A 24,852-nucleotide genomic window follows, 5' to 3' on the forward strand; every position below is an offset into this window, starting at 1 on the left:
GGCTCCGGCGCGTCGTTCTCCCGGATCCCCGCCCGCGCCGGCGCGTCCCGTCGCGGTGCCGACCGTTCACGACCTCGCCGACCACCTCGCCGGGCCGCTCGACCGCGCCCGCTACCACGCCGAGGGCGACCCGGCCGGCGTCTGGCTCGCCTCCGACCGCGAGGTCCGCCGCCTCGGCCTCCGCCTCGAGCCGGGCCGCCCGCCGTACGACTGGGCCGCGGCCTTCGACGCCGTCCTGCTCCACCGGCCGTTCGGGCTCTGGCCGGCGCGCTGGCCCGACGGCGTCGGCGTGCTCGCCGCCCACCGCGCGCTCGACGACCGGTTCTCGACCGGCCTCAACCCCGACCTGGCGACGGCCCTCGGTCTCGTTGCGGATGACGAGCCGCTCCGCCGCGACGGCAACGCCATCGGGTTCGTCGGGAGGCTCACCGAGGCGGGCCGCCTCGACCCTCTCGTGGACCGCGTCGCGGCCGAGTTTGGCGGGACCGACGAGGCTCTGGGCGATGGGCCGGGGTCCACCGATGCCATCGCGCTGGTCGGCGCGATGACGGCGGAGTTGGTGGAGGCGGCGGCCGAGCGTGGCGCCGGGCTGTACGTGACGGGCCAGATCCGCGGACCGGCGCGCGAGGCCGTCCACCGGTGTGGGGTCCGCGCGCTCGCCGTCGGCCAAGAACGGGCCGAGGCGTGGGGGCTCCGCCACCTCGGCCGGCTGATCGAGGCGCGCTGGCCGGACGTCGAGGTCGTTGAGGCCGGGTCGTCGGGGCGCGTGGCTTAGCTCGCGATCGCAGGGCGGGCCCTCGGCGCTTTCTCCCGGTCGAGCGCGCCCCCCTCGGGGGCGACGGCGTCGGCCACGAGGCCACCCGCGTCTGAGACCGCATTCGCCAGTTCGTCGGTCGTCGCGTCCGTCGCGAGGCCGCCGACCCAGGCGTAGGCCCGGGCCGTGACGGCGGCCAGCGCGTCCTCGGCCGGCACATCGGTGCCGACGACGCACAGCGCCCTGGACTCCGCCGCCGGCCGGTCGCGGATGGCGTCGGCGCCCCCCTCGGCCGCGGCCAGCACCCGGGCGAGGGCGTCGGGCGCGGGCCGCGCGTCGAGGTCGAGCGGGACCACGAGCCCGTCCGGGTCGCCAGCGGCGAGGAGCCGCGTGCACGCCGCGTCCGCTGCGATCTGGCGGGCCCGCCCGGGCCGGCCCGCGGCGTCGTCGAGGCGGACGGGGACGATCCGGAGCCACGGGTGGACGGTCGCCAGCGTCGCCAACTCGGCGGCCGACACGTCGAGGTCTGCGTCGAGGGCGATCAGGACCTCCGCCACGTTCTCGGCAAACGGCGACGCCCCGTCCACGCGTTGCGCGGCGAGCGCGGCGGCGAACGGACGGAGCCGCCCGGGGCGCTCGGTGAGCGCTACGGCGACCGAGACCCGGAGATCGCGCGGGACGGGTCCGAAGTCGTCGGTCCGCGCCCGGCGCCGGACGTCGGCCTCGCAGGAGCGGCCCCGAAGCGGGGTCCGGGGACGAACGGGATAGGGGATCATGCCTCGGCGTCGACCTTCTGCGTGCGCACCTCGACCTCGTGGTCGTCATTCCACGACGGGTCGAGCACGACCTTGACGCAGTCGTCCTTCTTATCGCGGAACGTCTCGTAGAGCTCCGGGGCCTTGGCCAGCGGGGCCTTGTGCGTGATGATGTAGCTCGGGTCGAGGTCGCCCGCCTCGATGTGCTTGAGGAGGTCCTTGATGTACTTGTGGACGTGCGTCTGGCCCATCTTGAACGTCAGCCCCTTCCCGAAGGCGGCCCCGATGTTGAAGTGGTTGATGACGCCACCGTAGACGCCGGGGATCGAGACCGTCCCGCCCTTGCCGCAGCTCTGGATGGCTTCGATGAGCGCCGTCCCGCGGTCGGTCTGGAGCTTGAGCGTCTGCTCGACCTTCTGGGCCGCGCCCGTCAGCCCGAGCCCGTGGGCCTCGAGCCCGACGGCGTCGATGCAGGCGTCGGGCCCGCGGCCGTCGTTGAGGCCCTTGAGCTTCTCGAACACGTCCTCGTCCTCGAAGTTGATCGTCGCGGAACCGGCGAACTGCTCGGCCATCCGGAGCCGCTCCGGCTCGCGGTCGATCCCGATCACGTTGGCGCCGAGCATCTTGGCGCTGATCTGGGCGAACAGCCCGACCGGCCCGGACCCCCACACCACGACCGTGTCACCCTCCTCGATGTCGCAGTTGACGGCGGCCTGGTACCCCGTCGGGTAGATGTCGGTCAGGAACAGGACCTGCTCGTCGGTCAGCGAGTCCGGCACCTTCATCGGGCCGACGTCGGCGTAGGGCACGCGGACGTACTCGGCCTGGCCGCCGTCGAACCCGCCGAGCATGTGGCTGTAGCCGAAGATGCCGGCCGCGGCGTAGCCGTAGGCCTCGGCTTGCATCTCGCCGTTGCGGTTCGAGTTGTCGCAGAGCGAGTACTGGTCCGTGTTGCAGTAGTGACAGTGCCCGCATGCGATGGGGAACGGGACCACGACCCGGTCGCCCTTCTTCAGGTTCTGGACCTCGGACCCGACCTCGACGACGCGGCCCATGAACTCGTGGCCGAGGATGTCGCCGTCCTCCATCGTCGGGATGTAGCCGTCGTAGAGGTGGAGGTCGCTGCCGCAGATGGCGGTCAGCGTGGTCTCGATGATGCAGTCGGTCGGCTCGAGGATCTGGGGGTCGTCGACGGTGTCGACGGACACGTCACCGGTGCCGTGCCAGCGGAGGGCTTTCATGACGGGAGGGGAGAGGGAGGGGCGTCGGGAAACGAACCGTGCGGAGCGCCGATCCGTCGGTGCGCGGCGTCCCGTCGCTTCCCCAGGGGCGCTTCAGGGATTCCCCACGGCCGCCTCAAGGACCCGTTGGCGCTCGGGGTCAACCCCGCCCGCCTCGACGCCGAGGCAGGCGGAGTCGGGTCGCGTGGAGGGCCCGGAGCGGGGCCGGCTGCCGGTACCTTCCGGCATGCGATACAGCGGTCACGAGTGGTTCCCCTGCCGGTACGCCTGGCTGCCCAAGGCCGTCCGCGCCCTCGGCGACGATCCGGGCGCGCTGCGCGACGAGGAGGGCGCCGTCGAGCGGCTCGGGATCGGCAAGAACATGGTCCGCGCGCTCGTCTTCTGGGCGACGGCGATGGGCGTCATCGAGTCGACCGACGAGGGGCACGCCGTGACGCCGTTCGGCGAGGCCGTCTTCGGGTCTGGGGGCCTCGACCCCTACCTCGAAGACGTCCGCACGCTGTGGCTCTTGCACTGGCGCGTCGCGACCGCCGAGGACCCGCTCTTCGCGTGGGACTTCCTCCTCAACCGCTGGCACCGGCCCGAGATCGTCCGCAGCGTCGTCTTGCCGGAGTTCATCCGCGAGGCCAACAGCGGCGCGCGGACCTACTCCGAGACGACGCTGAAGCAGCACTTCGACGTGTTCATGCAGGTCTACACGCCGGTCTCCCGGACGCGGGCGGGCGCCGGGGAGGACCACCTCGACAGCCCGCTCGTGGGGCTCGGCCTCATCGAGACGGTCGGCGAGCGGACGGTCGGGGCGAAGCGCGAGCCGGTCTACGCCTTCCGCCGTGAGGCGCGCCCCGAGATCCCGCCGGCGTTGTTCGCGTTCTGCCTGACCGACTTCTGGCGCGCCCATCGCGCCGCCGAACGGACGCTCACGTTCCGCGACGTGGCGACGGCACCGGGCAGCCCGGGTCAGGTCCTCAAGCTCCCCGAGGCCGACGTCCGCGACCGCCTCGAGGCCATCGCCGACGACACCGACGGGCGGTTCGGCTACCAGGAGTCGGCCGCGCTCGCGCAGGTGACGCGGCCCGCCTCGACGGACGTCTCGGACCCCGCCCTCGCCCTCGATCTCCTGCACCGGGCCTACGAGCCCGCCCTCGTCGCGTGAGCGCCGCCGACCTCCTCGCCCCGCCCGCCCGTTTCCTGCGGACCGCCCACCTCGAACGCGACGTCGGGCGGCCGGGCGCGCTCGACGGGTACGTCGCCACGCCGCACGTCCGCGACGTGGCCGGCCGGATCGCCGCGGGGCTGCGGCCGGACGGGTCGGGCCGCGCGTGGCGGATCACGGGCGACTACGGGACCGGCAAGTCGTCGTTCGCCCTCGCCCTCGCGCACGTCCTTTCGAATGGAGGGGGCGATCTCGCGGATCTCCGTGCCGCCGTCTCGGATGGACTCGGAGGCGCTGAGCAACCGCGCCTGCTTCCCGTCCTCCTGACCGGCTCGCGTGAGGGCATGGCGCCGGCCCTCGCCGACGCGCTGACGGCTGCCCGTGCCCGCCTCGGCGAGGCGCCGGGCACGCTCGACCTGTTCGAGGGGACCGACGCCGACGTGCTCGGCCTGCTGGCCGGGACCGTCGAGGCCGCCGCGGCGCACGACGCGTGGGACGGCGTGCTCCTCGTGATCGACGAGCTCGGCAAGTTCCTGGAGCACGCCGCGCTCCACCCCGACCGCGTCGACGTCCACCTCCTCCAGCAGCTCGCCGAGGCGGCCGACCGGAGCGGCGCCGCGCCGCTCGTGGTCGTCGGGATGCTCCACCAGGGGTTCGGGGCCTACGCCGAGGCGCTCACGCGGAGCGCCCAGCAGGAGTGGGAGAAGGTCGCTGGCCGGTTCGCGGAAGTCCTGTTCGACCAGCCGCTGGAGCAGGTCGCCGACCTCGCCGCGCGGGCGCTCGGGACGGACGCGGAGGCCCTCCCCGAAGACACCGCCGACGCCGCGCGCGAGGCGATGCGCGAGGCCGTCGAGGTCGGCTGGTACGGTCCCGGCGCCTCCGCCGACGCGCTCCGGAAAACGGCGCCTGCGCTGTACCCGCTCCACCCGACAGCGCTGCCGGTGCTCGCCCGCGCGACGCGGCTCTACGGGCAGAACGAGCGGTCCCTGTTCAGCTTCCTTCTCTCGGCCGAGCCCGCCGGTCTCCGCGAGGCCGCCGAGGCGGCCGACCTCGGCGCGTTCGTCGGCCTGCCCGCGCTCTACGACTACGTGGCGACGGCCTATGGGCACCGAATCGCCGCGCGGAGCGCCGGGAGCCACTGGTCGGCGATCTCGTCGCTGGTGGACTCGTTCCCCGGCAGCGCCGACGAACTGGCGGTGCTGAAGGCCGTCGGGCTCCTCAACCTGCTCAATACGGACCGGCTGCTCGCGACGCCCGAGACGTTGGAGGCCGCCTTCGTCGGCTCGAACGTTGACGTGCCGACGGTGCTCGCGTCGCTCCACGAGCAGGGCGTGCTGTTCGACCGCGGGGCCCGCGGGGGCGTCTGCCTCTGGCCGCACTCCAGCGTGGATCTGGAGGCCGCGTTCCGGTCGGCGCGGGAGGCGCTCGGTCCGGTCCGGTCGGTCGCCGCTCACCTCGCCGGGACGCTCGATCTCCCGCCCATCGTGGCCAGGCGGCACTACATCCAAACCGGGACGCTCCGCCACGTCGAGGTCCGCCCGACGACCGTCGCGGCCCTGGCCGCCGCTGCCGGTCGGCCGAGCGAGTCGGACGCCGTGCTGCTCGTCGCCCTCTGCGACACCGCCCACGAGCGTGCCGAGGCGCTGGAGGCCGCGCGTGGGATCGACGACCCGGCCGTCGTGGTCCTCGTGCCGCGCCCGCTCGCGGGCCTCCGCGACGCCATCGAGGAGGAGGCCGCGTGGCGCCACGTCCTCCAGCACACGCCCGGCCTCGGGACCGACGCGTATGCCGCCGAGGAGGCGTCCCGGCAGGTCGAGGCCGCCGCGACCGCGCTCGCCCGCCGGCTCGACGATGGGCTCGGCGTGACGACCGGCCGCGGCGCCGTCGGGGCCGAGTGGGTCCGCCTCGGGGACAGGGTGGAGGTGGCCGGGAGCCGGGCCGCGCTCGCGTTCCTGTCGGAGGTCTGCGGAGAGGTGTATCCCGAGGCGCCGCGTGTGGCGAACGAGCTGATCAACCGGGCGTCGCCCAGCTCGGCGGCGATCTCGGCGCGGCTGCGTCTGGTGGATGCCGTCCTGACGCAGGCGCACGAGCCTCGCCTCGGGATGCCTGACAAGGCGTTCCCGCCGGAAAAGGCGATGTACCTGTCGATCCTCCGCGCGGGCCGCCTCCACCGGGAGGTCGACGGTGCCTGGGGCCTCCACCTGCCGACCGAGGCGGACGACCCCGCGAACCTCCGCCCGGCGCTCCTCCACCTCCACGACACGCTCCGCGCGGCCGACCTCGCGACGGTCCCCGTACCGGATCTGTTCGCGGAACTGGCCGCCCCGCCGTTCGGCGTCCGCGAGGGGCTGCTGCAGCTGCTGCTGGCCGTGTTCGTCGCGGTCCACGAGCACGACGTGGCGCTCTACGAGGACGGCGTGTTCGTGCGACGCGCGACGCCGGAGCACTTCCAGCGCCTCTACAAGGCGCCCGAGCGGTTCGCGCTCCAGCACTGCGCCGTCGAGGGCGTCCGCGCCGACGTGTACGGGTCGCTGCTCGACGTGGTCGGGGCGGAGGGGCCGACGGGCGGCGACCTGGACGTGCTCGGCGTGGTCACGCCGCTGTGCGTGTTCGCGGCCGAGCTGCCCGAGTACGCGCTCCAGACGCAGACCGTCCCGCCCATCGCCCGGGCCGTCCGCGAGACGCTGTTGGATGCGCGCGAGCCGGCGACGCTCCTCTTTTCCGATCTCCCCGCCGCGTGCGAGGTCGACCCCGACGATTCGGACGCGTTCGTCGGCGCGCTCCGGGAGGCCCTCGACAGCCTTCGCGCCGCGACCCCCGAACTCCGCGCCCGCGTCGGTGCCCGGATCGCCGAGGCGTTCGACCTCGGGAGCGCGATGGACGAGGCCGCCCGGTCCGCCGTCGGTGCCCGCGCCGCGGCCGTGCTCGGCGCCGTGACCGACCGCGACCTCAAGGCGTTCGCCGGCCGCCTCGCCGACGACGCGCTGCCGCTCGACCGCTGGATCGACTCCGTCGCCGCGCTCGTCGCCGCCAAGCCGCTCGCGCGGTGGACCGACGACGACGAGGCCGGCTTCGGCGCCGAGCTCTCGCGCCGCGCCGCGCGCTTCCTCCGGACCGAGGCCGCGGTCTTCGCCACGCGCGACTCGTCGGGTGATGGCGCCCCGTCGGGCGTGGCCGCCGTCCGCTTCGGCGTGACGGAGGCCGACGGGTCCGAGACGATGCGTGTGCTCGTCGTCCGCGAGGGCGAGACGGCCCGCCTCGGCGACCTGGAGGCTGAGGCCGAGGCCCGCTTCCGCGACCTCGACCGGCTGGAGCTGCTGGCCGCCGTCCGTGCCCTCGGCCGCGTGCTGTCGGAGGACGCCCCCCACGACGCCCCCGAGGCGGACCGACCCGATGCCTGAGCCCCGCCACATCCTCTCCCTCTCCGGCGGCAAGGACTCCGCCGCGCTCGCGGTCTACCTCCGCGACCGCGTGCCCGAGATGGAGTACGTCTTCCACGACACGGGCCACGAGCTGCCCGAGACGTACGACTACCTCGACCGCCTCCAGGCCCTCCTCGGCACGGAGATCGTCAAGACGACGGACAACCTGGAGGACCCCTTCGAGCACTGGCTGACGATCTACGGCGGGATGCTGCCGTCGAACCACCGCCGCTGGTGCACGAAGATGATGAAGCTCCGCCCGTTCGAGGACTACGTCGGCGACGACCCCGTCGTCAACTACGTCGGCCTCCGAGCCGACGAGCGGGTCCGCGAGGGCTACATCTCGACCAAGCCCAACATCACCGCCGTCTACCCCTTCCAGGACGACGGGCTCGTCAAGGAGGACATCGTCCAGATCCTCGAGGAGTCGGGTCTCGGGATGCCGCCGTACCTCGACTGGGGCCGCTCGCGGTCGGGCTGCTACTTCTGCTTCTATCAGCAGAAGGTGGAGTGGGTGCGGCTCAAGGAGGCCCATCCGGACCTGTTCGAGAAGGCCAAGCGCTACGAGGAGGTCAGCGCGCGCGACGGCGAGGCGTTCTACTGGTGCCGCACGGAGCCGCTCGCCGAGCTGGAGCGGCCAGAGCGGATGGCCGAGATCAAGGCGAAGGCGGAGGCCAAGGAGAACGCGCCCCGTCGCGCGACGCGGCTCGTCGAGACGCTCGGCGGGATGGACGTGGCCGAGGAGGAGCGTGAGGGCTGCCTCATCTGCTTCCTGTAACGATGACGTCTCGGCCGTGTCATCCTGAGCGAGCGGAGCGAGTCGAAGGATCTCAGACGGGCACGGCACTCATGAGGGCGCCCGGACGCGGTGCGCGACGGAGATCCTTCGACTCCGGTCGCTGCGCGACCTCCGCTCAAGATGACACTGCGCGGGAGCAGAGCGAACTGGTTCGACTTCGCCCGCCTCGGCGCCGAGGTGGGCCATGACGCGCGCGCAAGTCCTCGACCGGTTCGACGGCATCGCGCGCGGGCGGACGTCTGGCGGTCGGCGAGCACCCCACAAGCCGCTGTTGCTCCTGTACGCGCTCGCCCGGTTCGCAGACGGTGAGACGCGGTTGGGCTACCGAAAGGTCGAAGCCCGCGTCCGCGAGCTGCTGCGTGACTTCGGGCCGGCTGGAAGCTCCACCCGGATTCACTACCCGTTCTGGAGGCTCCAGAAGGACGGCCTGTGGACCGTCGGGGGCGCCGACGCGCTCACCGAGAACGCCTCTGGTGACGTGAGCGTCGTCGCGCTCCGAAAGCTCGACCCCGTCGGCCGGTTCACCGACGAGGTCGCCGATGCGCTCCGTTCACATCCCGGTCTGGCCGGCGAGCTGATCGACCGCCTGCTGGCCGACGAGTTCACCGAGGCCTACGACGACGAGATCCTGACGGCCATCGGGTTCGACCCCGACGCTCGGGAGACCGCGCCGAAGCGGCGTCGGGACCCGGCCTTCCGGCGGCGCGTGCTGGCGGCCTACGAGTACCGCTGCGCCGTCTGCGGCTTCAGCGCCCACGTCGGCGACGCCCCCGTCGGGCTCGACGCGGCGCACGTCAAGTGGCACCAGTACGGCGGGCCCGATGAGGTGAGGAACGGGCTCGCCCTCTGCGCGCTCCACCACCGGCTGCTGGACCGCGGCGCGTTCACCGTCGCCGCGTCGTCGGCGCGTGAGCGGGTCGTCGCGGTGTCTGAGGCGGCCCGCGGCAACGAGGGCTTCGAGCGGTGGATGCTCGCCTACCACGGCCGGCCCCTCGCCGCGCCCGTCCGGTCGGAGTACCGGGTCGCCGAGCCGATGACGGCGTGGCACGCCCGTGAGGTGTTCAAGGGCCGCCCGCGCTCCTGACCCCGTCCGCCTCGTTGCCGAGGCGGGGGAGTTCGGGTGGGTGGCTGGGCCATCGGGAGAAGCCCTGAGCGGCGCGTCGGGGCGGACCGGGGCTTCGGGGCGGGTGGGGACCGGGCGACGGCTTCCTCGTTTCTGGAAGCCCTCCCATATGCTCCGCCCATGCCGTTTCCCCGGTCGAGTGTCGCCACTCCGGCGACCTCCGCCTGCCCCCGATTCCACAGGTCTGGCGGGCCGATCGCCGGTCCGGCGCTGAGCGGTCTGTCGCGCGAGTTCGAGGTTCGGCAGCGGGCTCGTCCAGATACGTTCGGGCCGATCTCGCCCGGCCTCCAGTCCGTCGTCGCGGTCCCGGCGCGGGACGAGGCGGGCGCGCTCCCGCGGCTCGTCGCCGCGCTCGACGCCCAGCGCGACCCGGCGGGCTCGCCGTTCGCCCGGCGCGAGGCCGAAGCGCTCGTCGTCCTCAACAACTGCTCCGACGGCTCGGCCGGGGTCCTCGCTGCGCTCGCCGCCGACCGGCCCTGGCTCCGCGTGACGTCGGTCGTGCTCGGCCCGGGCGAGGCCCACGTCGGCCGGGCCCGCCAGATCGCGATGGACGCCGCGTGCGCTCGGCTGCTGGCGGCCGGCCGGCCCGACGGGCTCGTCCTCTCAACCGACGCCGACTCGGAGCCGGCGCCCGACTGGATCGCGCGGACGGCTGCTGAGGTCGCCGCCGGCGCCGACGCCGTCGGCGGGCGGGCGCTCCTCCGGGCCGACGAGCGGGTGGCGCTCCACCCGGGCGTCCGTCGGCTCTACCTCCTCGACCTCGCCTACCGCCGCGCCCTCGAAGAGCTCCGCGACCTCTACGCGCCCGACCTCCACGACCCGTTCCCGCGCCACCACCACCACTTCGGGGCGAGCCTCGCCGTCACGGCCGGGGCCTACGCCTGGGTCGGCGGGCTCCCGGCCGTCCCGTCGTCCGAGGACGTGGCCCTCACCGACGCGCTCGTCGAGGCCGGCGCGCGGCTCCGCCACAGCCCGGCGGTCCGCGTGCGGACCTCGGCGCGGAGCGTCGGGCGGGCCCCCGGCGGGCTCGCCGACGCGTTCCGGTTCTGGGCGGGCGCCGTCGCCGACAGACGCGAGCCGCTCGTGGAGCCGGCGGCCGACGCCGAGCGCCGCCTCGCCCGCCTCGGGCTCGTCCTCGCCGAGGCCCCCGACGGGCCGCCGCCCCGCGCCCTCCGCACGACGCCGGAGCCGCTGCCGGGGCTCGGCCAGGCCCTCCCCGCCGCGATCGACGACCTCCGCCGCCGGATCGCTGCGCTCCGCCCCCTCTCGCTCGCGACGCGGCTCGACCACGCCGCCCGGCTCGTCGCGCCTCCCGCCCTCGCCCTCGCCGCATGACGCCGCTCCCCACCCTCTCCCTCGGCGGCGACGGCCAGGCCGCGCCCTGGGCCGACGCGCTCTCTGCCGCCCGCGAGGTCGCCGAGATCGCCGCCGCCCACGCCGAAGCCGACGACCGGCCCGGCGGCTTCCCCGAGGCGGGACTGGCCGCGCTTCGCGAGACCGGTCTGCTCGCGGCGCCGCTCCCGCCCGTGCGTGGCGGCCTCGGGCTCGGCACGGCGCGGGGCTCCGACCACGCGCTGTACCTCGCGCTCGCCGAGGTCGGCCGCGGGAGCCTCCCGCTCGGGCGCGTCTGGGAGGGCCACGTCAACGCGCTCGTCCTCATCGAGGCGTACGGGATTGACGCCCAGAAGGCGCGCTGGGCCGCCGACGCCCGCGACGGCCACCTCTTCGGCGTGTGGAACACCGAGATCCCCGGCGACGGCGTCCGCTACGTGCGCGACGGCGAGCGCGTCCGGGTCGAGGGCGCCAAGACGTTCGCGACCGGCGGGGCCTTCGTGACGCGTCCGCTCGTGCCCGGCGCCCTCAACGATGGCTGGCAGATGGCGGTGCTCCCCACCGACGATCTCGACGTTGAGGACCAGCCGGAGTGGTGGCGGGCGGAGGGGATGCGCGCGTCCCGCAGCGGCCGGGTCGATTTCTCGGGCGCCGAGGTCGCGGCCGACTGCCTCCTCGGCCAACCGGGTGATTACCTCCGTGAGCCGCTCTTTACGGGCGGATCGGTCCGGTTCGCGGCCGTCCAACTCGGCGGCGCCCAGGCCCTCGCGGACGCCGCCGTCGCCTACCTCGCCGACCTCGGGCGAACCGAGCACCCGGTCCAGCAGGTCCGCCTCGGCGAGATCGCGACGCGCCTCGAGACCGGGCGCCTGTGGCTCCTCGGCGCGTCCCGCCTGGCCGACGCCGACGCCGATGCGGTCCGCGCCTACGCCCAGATGGCGCGGACGACCGTCGAGCGCGTCTGCCTCGACGTCCTCGAGCGGACCGACCGGGCCGTCGGCGCGCGCGGGCTCGGGCGGCCCGGCGTGCTCGAGCGCGTCGGCCGCGACCTCCGGCTCTACCTCCGCCAGCCCGACCCCGACGGCGCCCTCGCGCAGGCCGGCGCCTTCTCCGTCGCCGAGCGCCGCCCCACCCTCGGCTCTGACCTCTAAGCCCATGTCGCTCCTCCTCCATCCCGAACGCCACCCGCTCCGCCCCCCGCACGACGCGCTCTCCCTCGGCGCGACCGCCGTGCTCGCCCCGCACCCCGACGACGAGTCGCTCGGCTGCGGCGGCCTCCTCGCGCTCCTCGCCGAGGCCGGCGCTCCCACGCGCGTCGTGGTGGTCACCGACGGGTGCCAGTCGCATCCGAACTCGGCCGCGTACCCCGCCGAGAGGCTCCGCGCGCTCCGCGAGGCCGAGGCCCGGTCCGCCGTCGCCGCGCTCGGCCTCGACGCCGACGCCGTCACGTTCCTCCGCCACCCCGACTGCGGCCTGCCGGACGAAGGGACGCCGGCGTTCGACGAGGCGGCCCGTGAGCTGGCCGAGGTCCTCGACGGCGTGGAGACCGTCCTCGTCCCGTGGCGGCGCGACCCGCATTGCGACCACGTCGGGACGTGGGCGCTCGCGTGCGCGGCGGCGGCGCAGATGGACGAGCCCCCGCGCTGGATCGAGTACCCCGTCTGGGCGTGGGCCGCGGCGGAGACCGACGCGGCACCCCAGGACGGCGAGGCCGAGGCGTGGCGGCTCGACGTGACGGCCGTCCTCGCCCGGAAGCGCGAGGCCATCGCCGCCCACCGCTCCCAGATGACGGCGCTCATCGACGACGACCCCGACGGGTTCATGCTCGACGGCGAGACGCTGGCCCACTTCGAGCGGCCATGGGAGCTGTTCCTCGAGACACGCCGGCCGTGGCGCGCGCCCCCCTCCGGACATGCCTAACCCCCCGCCCACGAGGGCGCACCGGACGGCGTCGGGGTCCATCGACCCGGCCTACTTCGAGCGGCTCTACCGGGCCGAGGCCGACCCGTGGGCCTACGCGACGAGCCCCTACGAGACGGCGAAGTACGCGGCCACGCTCGCCGCGCTGCCGCGGGACCGTTACGCCTCAGCCCTGGAGGTCGGCTGCTCCATCGGCGTGCTGACCGAGCGGCTCGCCCCGCGGTGCGGCCGGCTCCTCGCCGTCGACGTGTCGGAGGCGGCGCTCGCGCGGGCGCGACGGCGGTGCGCGCGGCTCGGGCACGTGGCGTTCGAGCGGCGGGCGCTCCCGTCCGAGGCGCCCGCCGGTCCCTTCGACCTCGCGGTCGTGAGCGAGGTCGGCTACTACCTCGCCCCGGTCGACTGGGCCGAGGCCCTGGACCGGCTGGCGGTCAGCGTCGGGGCGGGCGGCCACCTCGTCCTCGTCCACTGGACCGGCGAGACGGACTACCCGCAGACGGCCGACGCCGTCCACGGAGCGGCCCGGGACCACGCCGCGTGGGAGGGCCACTGGTGCCACCGGGAGGAGGCCTATCGGGTCGACGTGCTCACGCGGGCGGCGTAGCCTCGGCGAGGAGCGCGCGCACGTCGAGCGGGCCCGTCGTCATCGCCAGGGCGCCGTCGGCATCGCGCGGCCACTCCGCCTCGGGGCGGTCGCGGTAGAGCTCGACGCCGTTGCCGTCGGGGTCGCGGAGGTAGAGCGCCTCGCTGACGCCGTGGTCCGAGGCCCCGTCGAGCGGCCAGTTGGCGACGACGAGTCGGCGGAGCGCGTCGGCGAGCGTCGCGCGGTCGGGGTAGAGGATGGCGACGTGGTAGAGGCCCGTCGCGCCGCGCGGCGGGGGCGATCCGCCCCGACTCTCCCACGTGTTGAGCCCGATGTGGTGGTGGTAGCCGCCGGCCGAGACGAACGCGGCCTGCGTCCCGTAGCGCTGCGTGACCTCGAACCCGAGGACGTCGCGGTAGAAGGCGAGCGCGCGGTCGAGGTCGGCCACCTTGAGGTGGACGTGCCCGATGCCGACGCGCGAGTCGATGGGAGCGTTCATGCGTGCGGGGACGAGGGGAGAAGGGGGGCTCTTACGCCGTCGGCCTCGACGCCGAGGCGGACGAGGCTCGGGCTGCGGACCGGCGTCGGCCTCCGGGGTCGGGACGGCGACCTGGCCACGGGCCTCGACGGCCCGGGCGCCCCAGGCCCGCACCGTCGGCGCGGCGAGCGGGAGAAGACGTCGCCCCTGAGCCTCCGCAGAAGGCCGGGTCCCTTGGATCACGTCCCCCCGGACCATGCCCCCCCGTCCGATCCTCTTGCGGAGGAAGGGGCACGGGTCTTTCTGCCCGAGTAGTCACCAACCCATGTCCCCATGCGACACCACGTTCTCCCTCTGATCGCCGCCACCCTGACGCTCGCCGCCTGCGACGCCGTCGGCCCCGCGTCCGCGCCCTCCAAGGCAGGCTCTTCACCGGACACCCAGGCGTCGGCCGCGACGCCGTCGGCCCTCTCCGCAGTACGGCGTGCGACGGCCGCGTACCATCGCGTCGACGAGGCCGTCGCCGACGGCTGGGGCGCCGTCGTCATCAGCGAGTGCGTCGCCCACCCCGAGCTCGGCGGCATGGGCCACCACTACGTCAACCTCGGTCTGATGGACGGCGAGCTGGACCCCGTCCAGCCCGAGGTCCTGCTCTACGAGCCGACCAAGAACGGCCGCCTCCAGCTGGTCGGCGTCGAGTATGTCGTCCCGTTCGGCGTCGTGCCGGAGACCGGCCCGGCGCCCGAGCTGTTCGGCCAGACGTTCCACCCGAGCGCCGGCGCCGGCGGGTGGGCCCTCCACGCCTGGGTGTGGCGCCACAACCCGGCCGGCCTGTTCGCCGACTTCAACCCGACCGTGTCCTGCGACGACGCGTCCTGACCCGACTCCCAGCCACGACCTCGTCGGGACGGCACGGCCGCGCCGGCTCGGGGCTTCGGCCTCGGGCCGGCGCGTGTGTCGAGCCCCTCCGCCTCGGTGAGCCCGTCGCCGAGGCGGGCGGGGCTAGAACGGGGCGTCGGTGGCCGGCGGCGGGAGCGGCGGCGGCGCGTCGTAGCCGCCCCCGTAGCCGTCGCCGCCTCCGAGCTCGCCGCCCGGCGGCGGGTAGTCGTCGTAGCCGCCCGACGTGTCGGAGGCCACGTAGCTCGTGAGGTTCTCGAACCGGGCGTACTGGTTGACGAAGGCCACCTTCACGTCGCCGATCGGGCCGTTCCGCTGCTTCCCGATGAGGAGCTCGCCGAGCCCCTCCGTCGAGTTGCCGTTCTCGTCGACCGTGATCCCGTACCGCTCGGCGCGGTAGATGAACATGACCACGTCGGCGTCCTGCTCGATCGAGCCCGACTCGCGAAGGTCGCTCAGCTGCGGCCGCTTGTCTCCACCACGCGTCTCGACCGCACGAGAGAGCTGCGAGAGCGCGATGACGGGCACGTCGAGCTCCTTCGCCAGCCCCTTCAGGGACCGCGAGATCTGGGCGATCTCCTGCTCGCGGTTGCTGCCCTTCGTCTGGGCCGTCCCGTGCATGAGCTGGAGGTAGTCGACGATGACGAGGCCGATCCCGTGCTCGGCCTTCAGGCGCCGGCACTTGGCCCGGAGCTCGAGGATGCCGAGGCCGGGCGTGTCGTCGATGAAGATGTTGGCCGCCGAGAGGCGGCCGGCGGCGCGGGCCAGCTTGGGCCAGTCGTCGTCGTGGAGCCGGCCCGTCCGCGCGCGCTGGGCGTCGACGCGGGCCTCGGACGTGAGGAGGCGCTGGGCGAGCTGCTGCGCGCTCATCTCGAGCGAGAAGTAGGCCACGCCGGCCGGCTTCTCCGGGTGGAGCGCCGCGTTCCGCGTGATGGCGAGCGAGAACGCCGTCTTGCCCATCGACGGCCGCGCCGCCACGATCACCATGTCGGACGGCTGCCAGCCGCCGGTCATGGCGTCGAGGGCCGTGAACCCCGACGGGACGCCCGTGATGCCGCCCTCGCGCCCGTGGATCGACTCGAGGTGCTGCATCGTCTGGTGCACCACCGAGTTCATGTCGACGGCGCCCTTCCGCAGCTGCGACTCCGAGATCTGAAAGATCTCGCGCTCGGCGTTGTCGAGGAGGTCGAACGCGTCGGTCGTCGGGTCGAAGGCCTGGCCGACGACGCCGGTCATCGTCGTGATGAGCTTCCGGAGGAGGCTCTTCTCCGCGATGATCCGGGCGTGGTACTCGACGTTGGCCGCCGACGCGACGCGCGTGGTCAGCTCGGTGAGGTAGTACCCCCCGATCTGGTCGTAGTCGCCGCGGCGCTTGAGCTCCTCCGTGAGCGTGATGAGGTCGACGGGGTTTCCGCGCTCGAAGAGGGCCTCGATGCCCTCGAAGATCCGCTGGTGCTTCGGCTCGTAGAACGCGTCGGAGGGGAGGATCTCGATGGCCTTCGGGATCGCCTCGCGCTCGATGAGCATGGCGCCGAGGACCGACTGCTCGACCTCGGTGGCCTGGGGCGGCATCCGCCCGGCCTGCTGCTGCATCGGCAGCACGTTGAGCGGCCGCCGCCGCCCGCCCGCCATCTTCTCGATGGGGACGCCCGGCATGTCCTCGTCGATGCGGAGGGGGCGCTGCTGGAACTCGTCGGGGTCGGCCATGGGGGGCGAGGCGGTCCGCCTCGGGCGCGAGGCGAGGGAGTCGGCTAAGCGCCGCTCGTGATCTGGTCGTAGCGGGTGCGGAGGAGCTTGACGTCCTCCCACGTGGGCCGCTTCCACTGGGGGTTGCGGAGGAGCGCTGCCGGATGGTACGTGACCATCAGCGGGAGCCCGTAGAAATCGTTGAACTTGCCCCGCAGCGACGCCAGCGACGACTTCTTGCCGAGGAGCCCGTTGCCGGCGCTCTTCCCCACCGCCAGGATCACCTTCGGGCGGACGAGCGCGATCTGCTTGTAGAGGACCGGGATGTGGGCCTCGACCTCCTCGGGGAGCGGGTCGCGGTTGTTCGGCGGCCGGCTCTTGAGGATGTTCGTGATGTAGACCTCCTCGCGCTGGAAGTGGACGGCCTCCAGGATCTTGTTGAGGAGCTGGCCCGCGCGCCCCACGAACGGCTCGCCGGTCCGGTCCTCGTCGGCCCCCGGCGCCTCGCCGACGATCATGAGGTCGGCGTCGGGGTCGCCGGTGCCGAGGACGGGGTTGATCCGGTCGCGGTCGATGGGGACCAGCTCGTTGGCCGCGAGCCACGCGCGGACGTCGCCGAGCGAGTCCATGCCGTGGAGCGGGTGGCCCTCGGGGATGAGCGCTTCGATCCGCTCGTAAGGCGAGAGCGTCTCGTCGAGGCTGGGGTCGGGGAGGTCGCCGAAGAGGTCGGGCACGTCGTCGTCGGGAAGGTCTTCGGCGTCTACGGCCGCGGGCGCGGGGGGCTCCGCCTCGGCACGACGCTCAGGGGAGTCGGCCGGAGCGGCGGGCGCCGGCTCGGCCAGCGGCTCGGTCGGGCGCCCCGCCAAGGCGGGCGGGGCGGCCTCCGGTTCGGCGATCCGGCCGGCCTCGATCGCCGTCTTCGCATCCGCACCGCCGAGGTAGCGGACCGGGCCGGCGAGCCGGCGCTGGAGGGCGAGCAGGGCGCGCGCCTCGCGCAGGACGTCGGCGAGGGCGGGGGCGGCGTCGGCCACGCGGGTGTCTGGGGGGAGCGTCAAGGTAGGGGGCGCCGCCGGAGGCCCGCAACGTCGGTGTGCACACCGTGGATAACGGTGTGGACAACTGCCGCTCGGGTGAAGCCGCGGCGGAGGGGTTCGGGCGCCGCGCGAGGTCCCGGCGTCCAGGTCCGCAGGCCCTCAGACCAGCCGCTCGCGGAGCGCCTTCGCCACGACCTCGCCCCGCGTGTGGACGTGGAGCTTGCCGTACACATTCCGCACGTGGCCGTCGACGGTGTGCGGGCTGAGGCAGAGGGCCTCGGCGATCTGGCGCTTCGTCTGGCCGGCCACGAGGTGCTGGAGGATCTCCGTCTCGCGCTCCGAGAGGCCGTAGTCGGGTGGCGGCGCGGCGAGCGACGTGAACAGCGTCAGCACGCGGCGGGCGATCTGGGCGTCCATCGCCGCCCCGCCGGCCCGGACCTCGTCGACGGCCGCGAGGATGGCCTCGGGCGTCGCTGTTTTCAAGAGGTACCCCGACGCGCCGGCGCAGACGGCCTGGAAGATGGTGTCGGTGTCCTGGTGGACCGTCAGCATGACGACGGGGACGGCCGGCGCTCGGGCCTGGAACACGCGGGCGCCCTCGACGCCGCCCATCCCTGGCAGCCCGATATCCATGAGCACGGCGTCCGGCAGCGCCCCCGCGTCGAGCGCCGCGAGGGCCTCCTCGCACGACGGGAACGCCGACGCCACGTGCGGCGGCGCCGCGTCGATCACGTCGGCGATGGTCTCGCGGTAGAGCGCGTTGTCCTCGACGAGCCAGACATGGACGATCGGTTCTGGCACGGGAGCGGGGACGGACAGGAGGCACGGTGTCTCCGCCGTGTCCTCCTGAGCGGAGCCGCTCGCTCAGGAGGACACGGTAGGGAGGGCGCGCGCGGAAGGACGACGTCGGACTAAGAAAGGGCCCCGTCGCCGCCCGGGGCCCGGCGCGTTCGCGCCGTTCCGGCCCTGCCCGCCTCGGCGTCCGCGCGGGGCACGTGGAGGTAGACGCGCGTGCCGGCGCCCGGCCGGCTGTCGACCGTGAGCGTCCCGCCGAGCTGGCCGGCGCGCTCGCGGAGACTGGAGAGGCCGTGTCCGGACCGTGCGTCCGTCGGGTCGAACCCGCGGCCGTCGTCCTCGACCGTCAGCGCGAGCGCGTCGGGCGACGCGTCGAGGCGCACGCGGACGGTCGCGGCGTCGGCGTGGCGGGCGACGTTGTGGAGCGCCTCCTTCGTCACGAGCAGGAGGTGGCGGCGGACTTCCATGTCCAGTGGAAGGTCATCCTCCGTTGGCGCCTCGACGGTCCAGGCCACGCCCGGCAGGAGAGAGCTCGCCGTGTCGCGGAGCCGCTCGGCGAGGTCGCGGAGCCGGTCCGATGACGGGTCGATGGCCCAGACGATGTCGCGGAGGTCGTCGACGAGCGTCCGGGCCGAGGCGCTGAGCCGGTCGAGACGGGAGCGGTCGGTCTCGGGCAGCGCGTCGTTGCGGCGGACGAGGTCGCTGAGGACGGCCATCGACGAGAGGCTCGCGCCGATGTCGTCGTGGAGGTCGCCGGCGATGCGGAGGCGTGTGTGGGCGACTTCGAGCTCGCGCGCGCTGAGCTCGCGGAGGAGGCGGAGCCGCTCGGCCGCGCGGTCGTGGCGCCGGCCAAGTTCTGCCAGCAGCGCGAGGTGGTCCTCCGTCAGCTTCGCACCGCTGAGGCGCCGCCCGAGGCGGGCCGTGCCGGCGTCGCCGAGCGGCACGTGGGCGGCCTCGACGAGCGACGCGTCGAGGCTGACGCCCTCGGTCGAGCGGACGTCGAGGACGCCGGGACGGGCCACGATCTCGGGCGTCGCGTCGGGGCCGACCGTGCAGCCGTCGAGGTCGAGGCCGTCGCGGATCGTCTCGGCGAGCGCCGCGCGGAGGGCGTCGTCGGTCTGCGCCGTCTCGACACGCGCATCGAACGCCGCCAGCGTCGCCCGCCGCGCCCGCTCGTGGCGGTTGAACACGCGGTCGATCGACGCGAACAGCCGCCGCTGGACGGGGACGAGAAGCGCGAAGAGGGCGGCGGCGAGGGCGATGGCGGCCGGCGTCGGGAGCGAGCCGGGCGCCCGGCCGAGCGCGTGCACCAGCCCCCCCGCGAGCGCGGCGTAGGCGACCACGAGGAGCACGACCGTCGCGCCGTAGGCCAGCCCCGGCGTCACGAACCGGTCGATCCCGAACAGCCCCTCCCGCGTGACCGCGATCCCGATGCCGACAGGGATGAGGAGGTAGCTCATCCCGACGAGCGCGTTGACGGTCCCCATGCTCCCGAAGACCGGGAGGCCAGCCGCGCCCGGGAGCTCCCACAGGAGGAGGTCAAGCGTGGTGTAGGCCGCGACGGCCGCGAGCACCCACGCCGCCTTCTGGCGCGTCCGCTGCGTCGGCGCGCGGGCGAACTGGACGACGCACAAGACGAGGACGAGGGCGGCGACCGCCCCCGCGCGGAGGTAGAGCCACGCCTCGGGCACGGATCCGGAGCCGACCGTCCCCACGAGGAGGGACCCGACGACGGCGCCCGCGACGACGTAGACCGCCACGATCGCCCTCCGCCCCCCGATCCGCCGCGGGAACGACAGCAGCCAGTGGAGGCTGAACGCCTGGAAGAGCCCCGTCACGACGACGTCCCACGCGAGGTGGAGGTCTTGCATCGAGGCCGTCCACACCAGCGACGGGCCGACGGCGGCGTAGACGGGGGCCGCGGCGGCGGTCGAGAGCGCGAGCGGGACCATGCCGGGCGCGTCGGGGTTGCGGGAGGCGATCCACCACCCGATCCCGAGGGCTGTCAGCCCCACGCCGACGAGCACGACGCGGTACCACGGCAGCCACAGGAGCCGCTGCGCCAGCGTCGGCGACTGGCGGGGCAGGTCGAGCACGAGCGTCCGGCCGCCGCGGACCACGCGGATCGACGCGGGTGCCGGCCCCGCCCGCCAGCGCGCGGCCTCGCCGTCCGCCAGTCGGTCGCCGACGCGGAGGCCGGCCGAGTGTGCCGCCGAGCCCTCGGCGACGTGGGCCACGACGCCGTCCGACGGCACGGCGAACCCGGCGTGGGGCTCCATCGCCAGCCGCACGACGTAGCCGGCCGCCAGCGCGAGCCCCACCACGAAGGCGAGGGCGAGCAGCCGGCGGCTGCGGCGGTCGAGCGGGGCCGGGCCGTCCATGGCGGAGCGCGTTCGGCGGTCGCCCCGAACCTACGGGCGCGCGTCGTTACCGCAGCCGGGTGACCGTCCGTGTGAGGCGCGCGCCGCCGGCTTCGAGGCTCACGACGTAGACGCCGGCCGGCAGCGCCGCGGCGTCGAGGGCGGTCGCGTGGCGGCCCGCGGGGCGGTCCACCTCGACGACGACGGCGACCTCGCGGCCGAGCACGTCGAGCACAGCCAGCCGGACCGAACCGGGCGCGGGGAGGTCGTACGCCAGCGTCGTCCGGGCGCCGAACGGGTTGGGCCGCGGCGCGTGGAGCGCGAGCGCGGCGGGCCCGTCCGCCTCGGCCGCGACGTCGCCGAGGCGGACGAGGGCGAGCCGCGCGGCGTCCGTGCTCGACGCCGAGCCGTCCGACGTCACGACGCGGTGCCATGCCTCCGTCGTGTCGCCCGCCGGCACGTCGCCGACGGCGGCGAGGATCGCGGCGAGCGTCGTCGTGATCTCGGTGTCGGAGCCCGCGTCCTCATCGAGGAGGAGCGTGGCGAAGTCGGCGCTGGCGGCCAGCTGCCAGCGGTAGGCGAGCGCGTCGCCGTCGGGGTCGGTGCCCTCCGTCCACGAGACCGTGAGGGGCGCGTCGGGGTCGAGGTCGTCGAGGACGAACTCGGTGCCGTCGGGCGGCGAGATGATCTCGGCCGGGGCCGGCGGCGCGTTGGCCCCGCCAGCCGCGGCCGACTGGGCGACGTACCAGAAGCCGCTGCGGAGCGTGACGGCCTCGCTGGCCGAGACGCCGATCAGGGCGTCGCCGAACGAACTCACGCGGAGCACCGGCGATTGCGCACTGGCGGAGGTCGCCAGCTGCACGGTCGACGCAGTCAGCAGGACGGAGAGGAGGGGGAGGAGGCGCGTGCGCATGGGACCGGGGGCTGGCGAGGCGGGCTACTTCGCGTTGACGAGGACGCGGATGAGGCCCGAGCCGTCGCCGTCGAACGGCTCGAGCGCCTTGCCGAGCACGACGCCCACGCGGAGCGCGGCCGGGTCGGCGCGCATGGCGTGGCCGGGCGTCGCGGCCGTCACGAGGAGGTCGCCGCGGCGGATCGGGCCGTTCTCGGCCGTCACCTTCGTCGGCAGCACGCCGACGACGCCCATCGGCACGAGGTCGTCGAGGTCGTCGTCGATCCCGCGCTCGGTCAGGACGAGCCCCGGCCGCGTCGCGTAGACGCCAACGACGAGTGAGGAGTACGCCTCAGCGCTCTTCTCGACCGTCCGGTTCGTCCGCGTCGAGATCACGAGGACGTCGCCGGGCGCGTAGGCCTCGACCGGCCCCTCGACCGCGAAGGCCTCCGCGACGTCGGCCCCGGACGACTGGACGCCGCCGTTGAAGTAGCCCACGCCGAGCCGGTCGATCCGCGCCTGGTTGACGCCGGTCGTGGCCTGGAAGACCGCGATATCGTCGCCCGTGCCGTCCTGCGACACCCGGAGAGGGACGGCGTCGCTGCCGCTCGCAGCGTGCGCCCACGTCCCGACGGCGAGCGTGCCCGATCCGCTCGTCGTCCCGTGGAGGGCCACGCCGGGGCCGATCGTCCGTGCGTAGAGGCCCGTCCCGATCCCCGCCGTGCTCGTGATCTCGAACCGGCCGGCCGTCCCGCGGCCCCCGTGCTCGACGAGGAGCGCCGGCACGGCCGTCGTCTGCGTCTCAGCGGTGATGACCACGGCCGCCTCGGCGTTGTCGTCGGTTGGGTCGACGAACTCGGCGACGTGTCCGCTCCCGGAGGTCGTGGCCCGCTGCGCGACGAGCCCGGTGCCGCCCTCGTTCGCGAAGGCCCCGACGGCGGGCCCGTCGCCGCCCGAGACGGCGAGGACCGAGGCGCTCTCGGCGTTGCTCTGCGCGTAGAGCGGGGACCCGACGAAGTCTGGGTCGTCGATGATGAACGCGCCCGCGAACCCGGCCTCGCCGTCGTGGCGGGCCTCGAACCCGATCGCCCCGTTCCCGGCCGTGCGGACCGTGAGGGCTGGCTCGACCGTGCCGGTGTTCGTGGTCGCGACAGACAGGGCGGGACCGGTCCCCTCGGTCGACGCGACGAGCGCGGCTTCGTCGCTTGACGCGCCGCTCACGCGGAACACGCCGGCCGGCCCGTTGCCCATGTTGACGGCCGAGACCGCCGCGCCCGTCCCAGCCGCCGTCGCCAGCAGGCCGATCGACTCGGCGCCGGCGCCCGCCGCCGTCACCGCGCCGACGCCGTCGCCGGATACGGCGATTCCGAAGCCGGACCCTGTGTTGCTGATCTGGAGGGCCGGCGCGTTCGTCGCGTTCGTCCCGGCCACGGGGAACCGGAGGCCGAGCGCCGTCCCGGCCGCGCCGAGCGGGATGCGCGGCAGCTCGTCGCCCCCGTCGACCGAGACGCCGAGGTAGAGGGGGCGGTCGAACTCGTCGGGGTCGAACGAGTCCTCCGCGCCGAGCTGGACCGAAAACACGCCGTCGTCGAGCGTCACGGTCTGCGTCTCGCCCCACGTCGGCGTGCCGCCGGTGGGCGCGTCCCAGAGCATGAACGTCAGCTCGACGGAGCCCGTGAGGGGCGCGCCGTCGGTGTCGGTGAGGACGCCCTGGTAGGGGATCGCGGACTGTGCGGAGACGGTCGCTCCGAGCAGGCTGGCGGCCAGGACCAGGAGGCAGGGCGCGAGGGGGCGAGGGAGTCGGGTCATGGGATCCTCTTGGGGGATGAGCGGATAGGGGCGGGTGTCAGGGGGGAGGGGCATGGGGCCGGAGTCCGGGTGGTCACTGGCAGCGCGGGCCGACGGAGAGGGAGGCGTCGCACGTGCGCAGCCAGCGCTGGCCGTCGAGGAACGTCTTCCCGTCGTCGTAGCCGAGCGTGAGCGTCCGCGAGCGGCCGTCGTGGAAGCGGAGCTGGAGAACCGAGTCGCCGCCCCGCCGCCCGACGCTCCAGGCGCCGGCCCCGCGCGCGTCGCGGTGCACCGAGGGCGAGTCGCCGCTGACGGGGTCCATCTCGCCGAACACCGTCGTGCTCTGGTCCGAGAGGGTGAAGTAGCCGGGGCAGAGGTCGATCGTGGCCTCGTCGATGTAGCCCGAGCCGTCGCCGCTGTCGTAGCTCGACGAGCGGAACAGGCGGCAGCCGTGGAGGAACTGGCGCCACTCCTCTTCTTCAGATCCAGCGGGCAGCGCCCCGGCCGACCGCGCCGCCGAGGCGGGCGGAGCCGAGAACACGATGCTCCGGGCGACGGCCTCGGCTCTGTCCGCGAGAGCGGTCTCGTCCGCCTCGAGGCCGCCGGCGGCCAGGACGGTCGCGCCGCCTCCGCTGGGAGCGACGCGCCCGACGACGCGGGCCCGGGCGGGCGAGCCCTCGATCCACCCCGCGAAGTCGGCCGCGAGACCGTCGGTGCCGAACGGCTCGAGCGGTCCCGCCAGCGTCAGCTGCGTGCCGAGGCCGTCGGCGAGACCGCGTTGGGCCTCGGTGCGGAGGGCGTCGAGGGTCGGCGCGTCGTGGGGGAGGACGAGGAGGACCGCGTCTTGCCCCGGGGCGACGAAGAGGTAGCCCTCGGCCGTCGGCTGCGGCGCCCACCCGGCGGGCGGTTCGAAGCGGATGCCCCAGTCGGCGTCGGAAACCGTCTGGGCCGTGCCGGTCGTCGCGGCGAACAGCAGGAGGACGGCGAGGAGCGGGTGGGGCATGGCGCAGCCGGCGGGGTCGAGACCACGCTAGGCCTCGCGCCCAACCGTCCGCACGGCGCGAACACGTCGTTCTCCATTCGCGCCTCTTAACCACCACGGACAGCTGTGTTCGTTGACCCATTGTCAGAAACGTCGAGTCTGCTATACTCGGGATTCGTAGTCACTTGCTACTGACTCTATGCGGCTCATTACGATCGCGCTTGCGCTTGCATTCGCTGTCGACTTCGCCTCGGCCCAGAGCGTCCCCGACTGGGCCGCCCCCATCCCACCGGACGAGCGGACGACCGACCCGGGCGGGTCCAGCTCCGCCGGTACGCCGCCTGCCAACCCGTTCACGCCGGCGCCTGTGCCCCTCGACGGCGGTCTCGCTCTGCTAGCGCTCGCCGGCGCCGGCCTCGCCGCCCGCATGCTCCACCAGCGCCACGAGGATTGAACTCATGACCCGATCGCTACAGCTTGCGACCGTTACGTTTCTCCTGGTGGCGGGCGCCTCCGCGCAGACCACAGCGTGGATCAATGAGATTCACTACGATAATGCCGGTACAGACGCCGACGAGTTTGTCGAGGTGGCTCTGCCCGCCTCGGCCTCTCCGGCTGACTACACACTCACACTGTACAACGGTAACGGCGGGGCTCCCTACGACAACACGACGATCAGCGCGTGCACGCCAGGCGCGTCGGTTGATAGTGACGGCGACAGTGATGTGGACTTCGTGCTGTACAACTGCTCGGTTTCCGGAATCCAAAATGGAGGCTTCGGCGCACCGTCTGATGGTGTCGCCCTGACGGGACCAATGGACCCGCTGAACCCATCGTACCCGCTGATCCACTTCCTCTCAT

At 74.1% G+C, this 24,852-nt stretch carries 21 protein-coding genes; 11 read left to right on the forward strand and 10 right to left on the reverse strand.

All coding sequences use genetic code 11. The annotated features are described in order from the left end of the window. Positions 1-55 precede the first annotated feature (55 nt). On the forward strand, positions 56-775 hold the full coding sequence (locus BSZ37_RS04955) for a Nif3-like dinuclear metal center hexameric protein (RefSeq protein WP_095509480.1): 720 nt from the start codon (positions 56-58) through the stop codon (positions 773-775). Here the strand turns inward: BSZ37_RS04955 and BSZ37_RS04960 are convergent. After that, a complete protein-coding gene (locus tag BSZ37_RS04960) occupies positions 772-1,530 on the reverse strand; it encodes a hypothetical protein (protein WP_095509481.1) in 759 nt (252 codons plus the stop codon). The genes BSZ37_RS04955 and BSZ37_RS04960 overlap by 4 nt on opposite strands. Next, a complete protein-coding gene (locus BSZ37_RS04965) occupies positions 1,527-2,750 on the reverse strand; it encodes a zinc-dependent alcohol dehydrogenase (RefSeq protein ID WP_095509482.1) in 1,224 nt (407 codons plus the stop codon). Before BSZ37_RS04965 ends, BSZ37_RS04960 begins: the two co-directional genes overlap by 4 nt. Positions 2,751-2,976: 226 nt before the next feature. Between BSZ37_RS04965 and BSZ37_RS04970 the strand changes: the two genes are divergently transcribed. The 8 genes from BSZ37_RS04970 (at position 2,977) to BSZ37_RS05005 (ending at position 13,100) form a co-directional block, all read left to right on the forward strand. Further along, a complete protein-coding gene (locus BSZ37_RS04970; protein ID WP_179299478.1) occupies positions 2,977-3,903 on the forward strand; it encodes a DUF4007 family protein in 927 nt (308 codons plus the stop codon). Further along, positions 3,900-7,304 (forward strand): hypothetical protein, encoded by a 3,405-nt coding sequence (locus BSZ37_RS21850; protein ID WP_095509484.1) that lies wholly within the window; start codon positions 3,900-3,902, stop codon positions 7,302-7,304. Before BSZ37_RS04970 ends, BSZ37_RS21850 begins: the two co-directional genes overlap by 4 nt. Then, the gene (locus tag BSZ37_RS04980; protein ID WP_095509485.1) at positions 7,297-8,103 is read left to right on the forward strand and encodes a phosphoadenosine phosphosulfate reductase family protein; all 807 of its coding nucleotides are present in this window, start codon (positions 7,297-7,299) and stop codon (positions 8,101-8,103) included. Before BSZ37_RS21850 ends, BSZ37_RS04980 begins: the two co-directional genes overlap by 8 nt. Before the next feature lie 205 nt (positions 8,104-8,308). Next, positions 8,309-9,208, forward strand: coding sequence for a phosphorothioated DNA-binding restriction endonuclease (locus tag BSZ37_RS04985; RefSeq protein ID WP_095509486.1), 900 nt, complete (start codon positions 8,309-8,311; stop codon positions 9,206-9,208). A 159-nt stretch (positions 9,209-9,367) separates the two neighbouring features. Further along, positions 9,368-10,582: a glycosyltransferase family 2 protein gene (locus BSZ37_RS04990; protein WP_095509487.1), complete on the forward strand. Its 1,215-nt coding sequence runs from the start codon at positions 9,368-9,370 to the stop codon at positions 10,580-10,582. Then, positions 10,579-11,730, forward strand: coding sequence for an acyl-CoA dehydrogenase family protein (locus BSZ37_RS04995; protein WP_095509488.1), 1,152 nt, complete (start codon positions 10,579-10,581; stop codon positions 11,728-11,730). The genes BSZ37_RS04990 and BSZ37_RS04995 overlap by 4 nt, the downstream gene beginning before the upstream one ends. Before the next feature lie 4 nt (positions 11,731-11,734). Next, positions 11,735-12,499: a PIG-L deacetylase family protein gene (locus BSZ37_RS05000; RefSeq protein WP_095509489.1), complete on the forward strand. Its 765-nt coding sequence runs from the start codon at positions 11,735-11,737 to the stop codon at positions 12,497-12,499. Beyond that, positions 12,492-13,100 (forward strand): class I SAM-dependent DNA methyltransferase, encoded by a 609-nt coding sequence (locus BSZ37_RS05005; protein WP_095509490.1) that lies wholly within the window; start codon positions 12,492-12,494, stop codon positions 13,098-13,100. The genes BSZ37_RS05000 and BSZ37_RS05005 overlap by 8 nt, the downstream gene beginning before the upstream one ends. Here the strand turns inward: BSZ37_RS05005 and BSZ37_RS05010 are convergent. After that, positions 13,084-13,578 carry a VOC family protein gene (locus tag BSZ37_RS05010; RefSeq protein WP_095509491.1) on the reverse strand — a complete coding sequence of 165 codons (495 nt, stop codon included), beginning with the start codon at positions 13,576-13,578 and terminating at the stop codon, positions 13,084-13,086. The genes BSZ37_RS05005 and BSZ37_RS05010 overlap by 17 nt on opposite strands. A 312-nt stretch (positions 13,579-13,890) precedes the next feature. Between BSZ37_RS05010 and BSZ37_RS05015 the strand changes: the two genes are divergently transcribed. Further along, entirely contained in the window at positions 13,891-14,436 is a 546-nt protein-coding gene (locus BSZ37_RS05015; RefSeq protein ID WP_095509492.1) for a hypothetical protein, read from the forward strand. A gap of 123 nt (positions 14,437-14,559) precedes the next feature. On the opposite strand, the gene dnaB is transcribed toward BSZ37_RS05015, so the two are convergent. The 7 genes from dnaB to BSZ37_RS05050 all read right to left on the reverse strand — a co-directional run bounded on the left by dnaB (position 14,560) and on the right by BSZ37_RS05050 (position 24,012). Next, positions 14,560-16,161, reverse strand: a complete 1,602-nt coding sequence (gene dnaB, locus BSZ37_RS05020; RefSeq protein WP_095509493.1) for a replicative DNA helicase — start codon at positions 16,159-16,161, stop codon at positions 14,560-14,562. A gap of 44 nt (positions 16,162-16,205) precedes the next feature. Beyond that, positions 16,206-17,171 carry a uracil-DNA glycosylase gene (locus tag BSZ37_RS22325; RefSeq protein ID WP_218830401.1) on the reverse strand — a complete coding sequence of 322 codons (966 nt, stop codon included), beginning with the start codon at positions 17,169-17,171 and terminating at the stop codon, positions 16,206-16,208. Between the two features lie 162 nt (positions 17,172-17,333). After that, a complete protein-coding gene (locus BSZ37_RS05030; RefSeq protein ID WP_095509494.1) occupies positions 17,334-17,975 on the reverse strand; it encodes a response regulator transcription factor in 642 nt (213 codons plus the stop codon). Between the two features lie 110 nt (positions 17,976-18,085). After that, on the reverse strand, positions 18,086-20,350 hold the full coding sequence (locus tag BSZ37_RS05035; RefSeq protein WP_095509495.1) for an ATP-binding protein: 2,265 nt from the start codon (positions 20,348-20,350) through the stop codon (positions 18,086-18,088). A gap of 46 nt (positions 20,351-20,396) precedes the next feature. Beyond that, positions 20,397-21,242, reverse strand: a complete 846-nt coding sequence (locus BSZ37_RS05040) for a T9SS type A sorting domain-containing protein (protein ID WP_095509496.1) — start codon at positions 21,240-21,242, stop codon at positions 20,397-20,399. Between the two features lie 24 nt (positions 21,243-21,266). Then, the gene (locus tag BSZ37_RS05045; protein ID WP_095509497.1) at positions 21,267-23,030 is read right to left on the reverse strand and encodes a hypothetical protein; all 1,764 of its coding nucleotides are present in this window, start codon (positions 23,028-23,030) and stop codon (positions 21,267-21,269) included. Between the two features lie 73 nt (positions 23,031-23,103). Continuing rightward, a complete protein-coding gene (locus BSZ37_RS05050) occupies positions 23,104-24,012 on the reverse strand; it encodes a hypothetical protein (protein ID WP_095509498.1) in 909 nt (302 codons plus the stop codon). A gap of 178 nt (positions 24,013-24,190) precedes the next feature. Here BSZ37_RS05050 and BSZ37_RS05055 point away from each other — a divergent pair, with 178 nt between their 5' ends. Beyond that, on the forward strand, positions 24,191-24,445 hold the full coding sequence (locus BSZ37_RS05055; RefSeq protein ID WP_095509499.1) for a PID-CTERM protein-sorting domain-containing protein: 255 nt from the start codon (positions 24,191-24,193) through the stop codon (positions 24,443-24,445). Positions 24,446-24,852: the final 407 nt, after the last annotated feature.

The sequence above is a fragment of the Rubrivirga marina genome, assembly GCF_002283365.1.
Classification (GTDB): Bacteria; Bacteroidota; Rhodothermia; order Rhodothermales; family Rubricoccaceae; genus Rubrivirga; species Rubrivirga marina.

Coding starts and splice junctions, on each gene's coding strand:
- BSZ37_RS04960 (WP_095509481.1), bottom strand. CDS start 1,530: ATGATCCCCTATCCCGTTCGTCCCCGGACCCCGCTTCGGGGCCGCTCC.
- BSZ37_RS04965 (WP_095509482.1), bottom strand. CDS start 2,750: ATGAAAGCCCTCCGCTGGCACGGCACCGGTGACGTGTCCGTCGACACC.
- BSZ37_RS04970 (WP_179299478.1), top strand. CDS start 2,977: ATGCGATACAGCGGTCACGAGTGGTTCCCCTGCCGGTACGCCTGGCTG.
- BSZ37_RS04980 (WP_095509485.1), top strand. CDS start 7,297: ATGCCTGAGCCCCGCCACATCCTCTCCCTCTCCGGCGGCAAGGACTCC.
- BSZ37_RS04985 (WP_095509486.1), top strand. CDS start 8,309: ATGACGCGCGCGCAAGTCCTCGACCGGTTCGACGGCATCGCGCGCGGG.
- BSZ37_RS04990 (WP_095509487.1), top strand. CDS start 9,368: ATGCCGTTTCCCCGGTCGAGTGTCGCCACTCCGGCGACCTCCGCCTGC.
- BSZ37_RS04995 (WP_095509488.1), top strand. CDS start 10,579: ATGACGCCGCTCCCCACCCTCTCCCTCGGCGGCGACGGCCAGGCCGCG.
- BSZ37_RS05000 (WP_095509489.1), top strand. CDS start 11,735: ATGTCGCTCCTCCTCCATCCCGAACGCCACCCGCTCCGCCCCCCGCAC.
- BSZ37_RS05005 (WP_095509490.1), top strand. CDS start 12,492: ATGCCTAACCCCCCGCCCACGAGGGCGCACCGGACGGCGTCGGGGTCC.
- BSZ37_RS05010 (WP_095509491.1), bottom strand. CDS start 13,578: ATGAACGCTCCCATCGACTCGCGCGTCGGCATCGGGCACGTCCACCTC.
- BSZ37_RS05015 (WP_095509492.1), top strand. CDS start 13,891: ATGCGACACCACGTTCTCCCTCTGATCGCCGCCACCCTGACGCTCGCC.
- dnaB (WP_095509493.1), bottom strand. CDS start 16,161: ATGGCCGACCCCGACGAGTTCCAGCAGCGCCCCCTCCGCATCGACGAG.
- BSZ37_RS05035 (WP_095509495.1), bottom strand. CDS start 20,350: ATGGACGGCCCGGCCCCGCTCGACCGCCGCAGCCGCCGGCTGCTCGCC.
- BSZ37_RS05040 (WP_095509496.1), bottom strand. CDS start 21,242: ATGCGCACGCGCCTCCTCCCCCTCCTCTCCGTCCTGCTGACTGCGTCG.
- BSZ37_RS05045 (WP_095509497.1), bottom strand. CDS start 23,030: ATGACCCGACTCCCTCGCCCCCTCGCGCCCTGCCTCCTGGTCCTGGCC.
- BSZ37_RS05050 (WP_095509498.1), bottom strand. CDS start 24,012: ATGCCCCACCCGCTCCTCGCCGTCCTCCTGCTGTTCGCCGCGACGACC.
- BSZ37_RS05055 (WP_095509499.1), top strand. CDS start 24,191: ATGCGGCTCATTACGATCGCGCTTGCGCTTGCATTCGCTGTCGACTTC.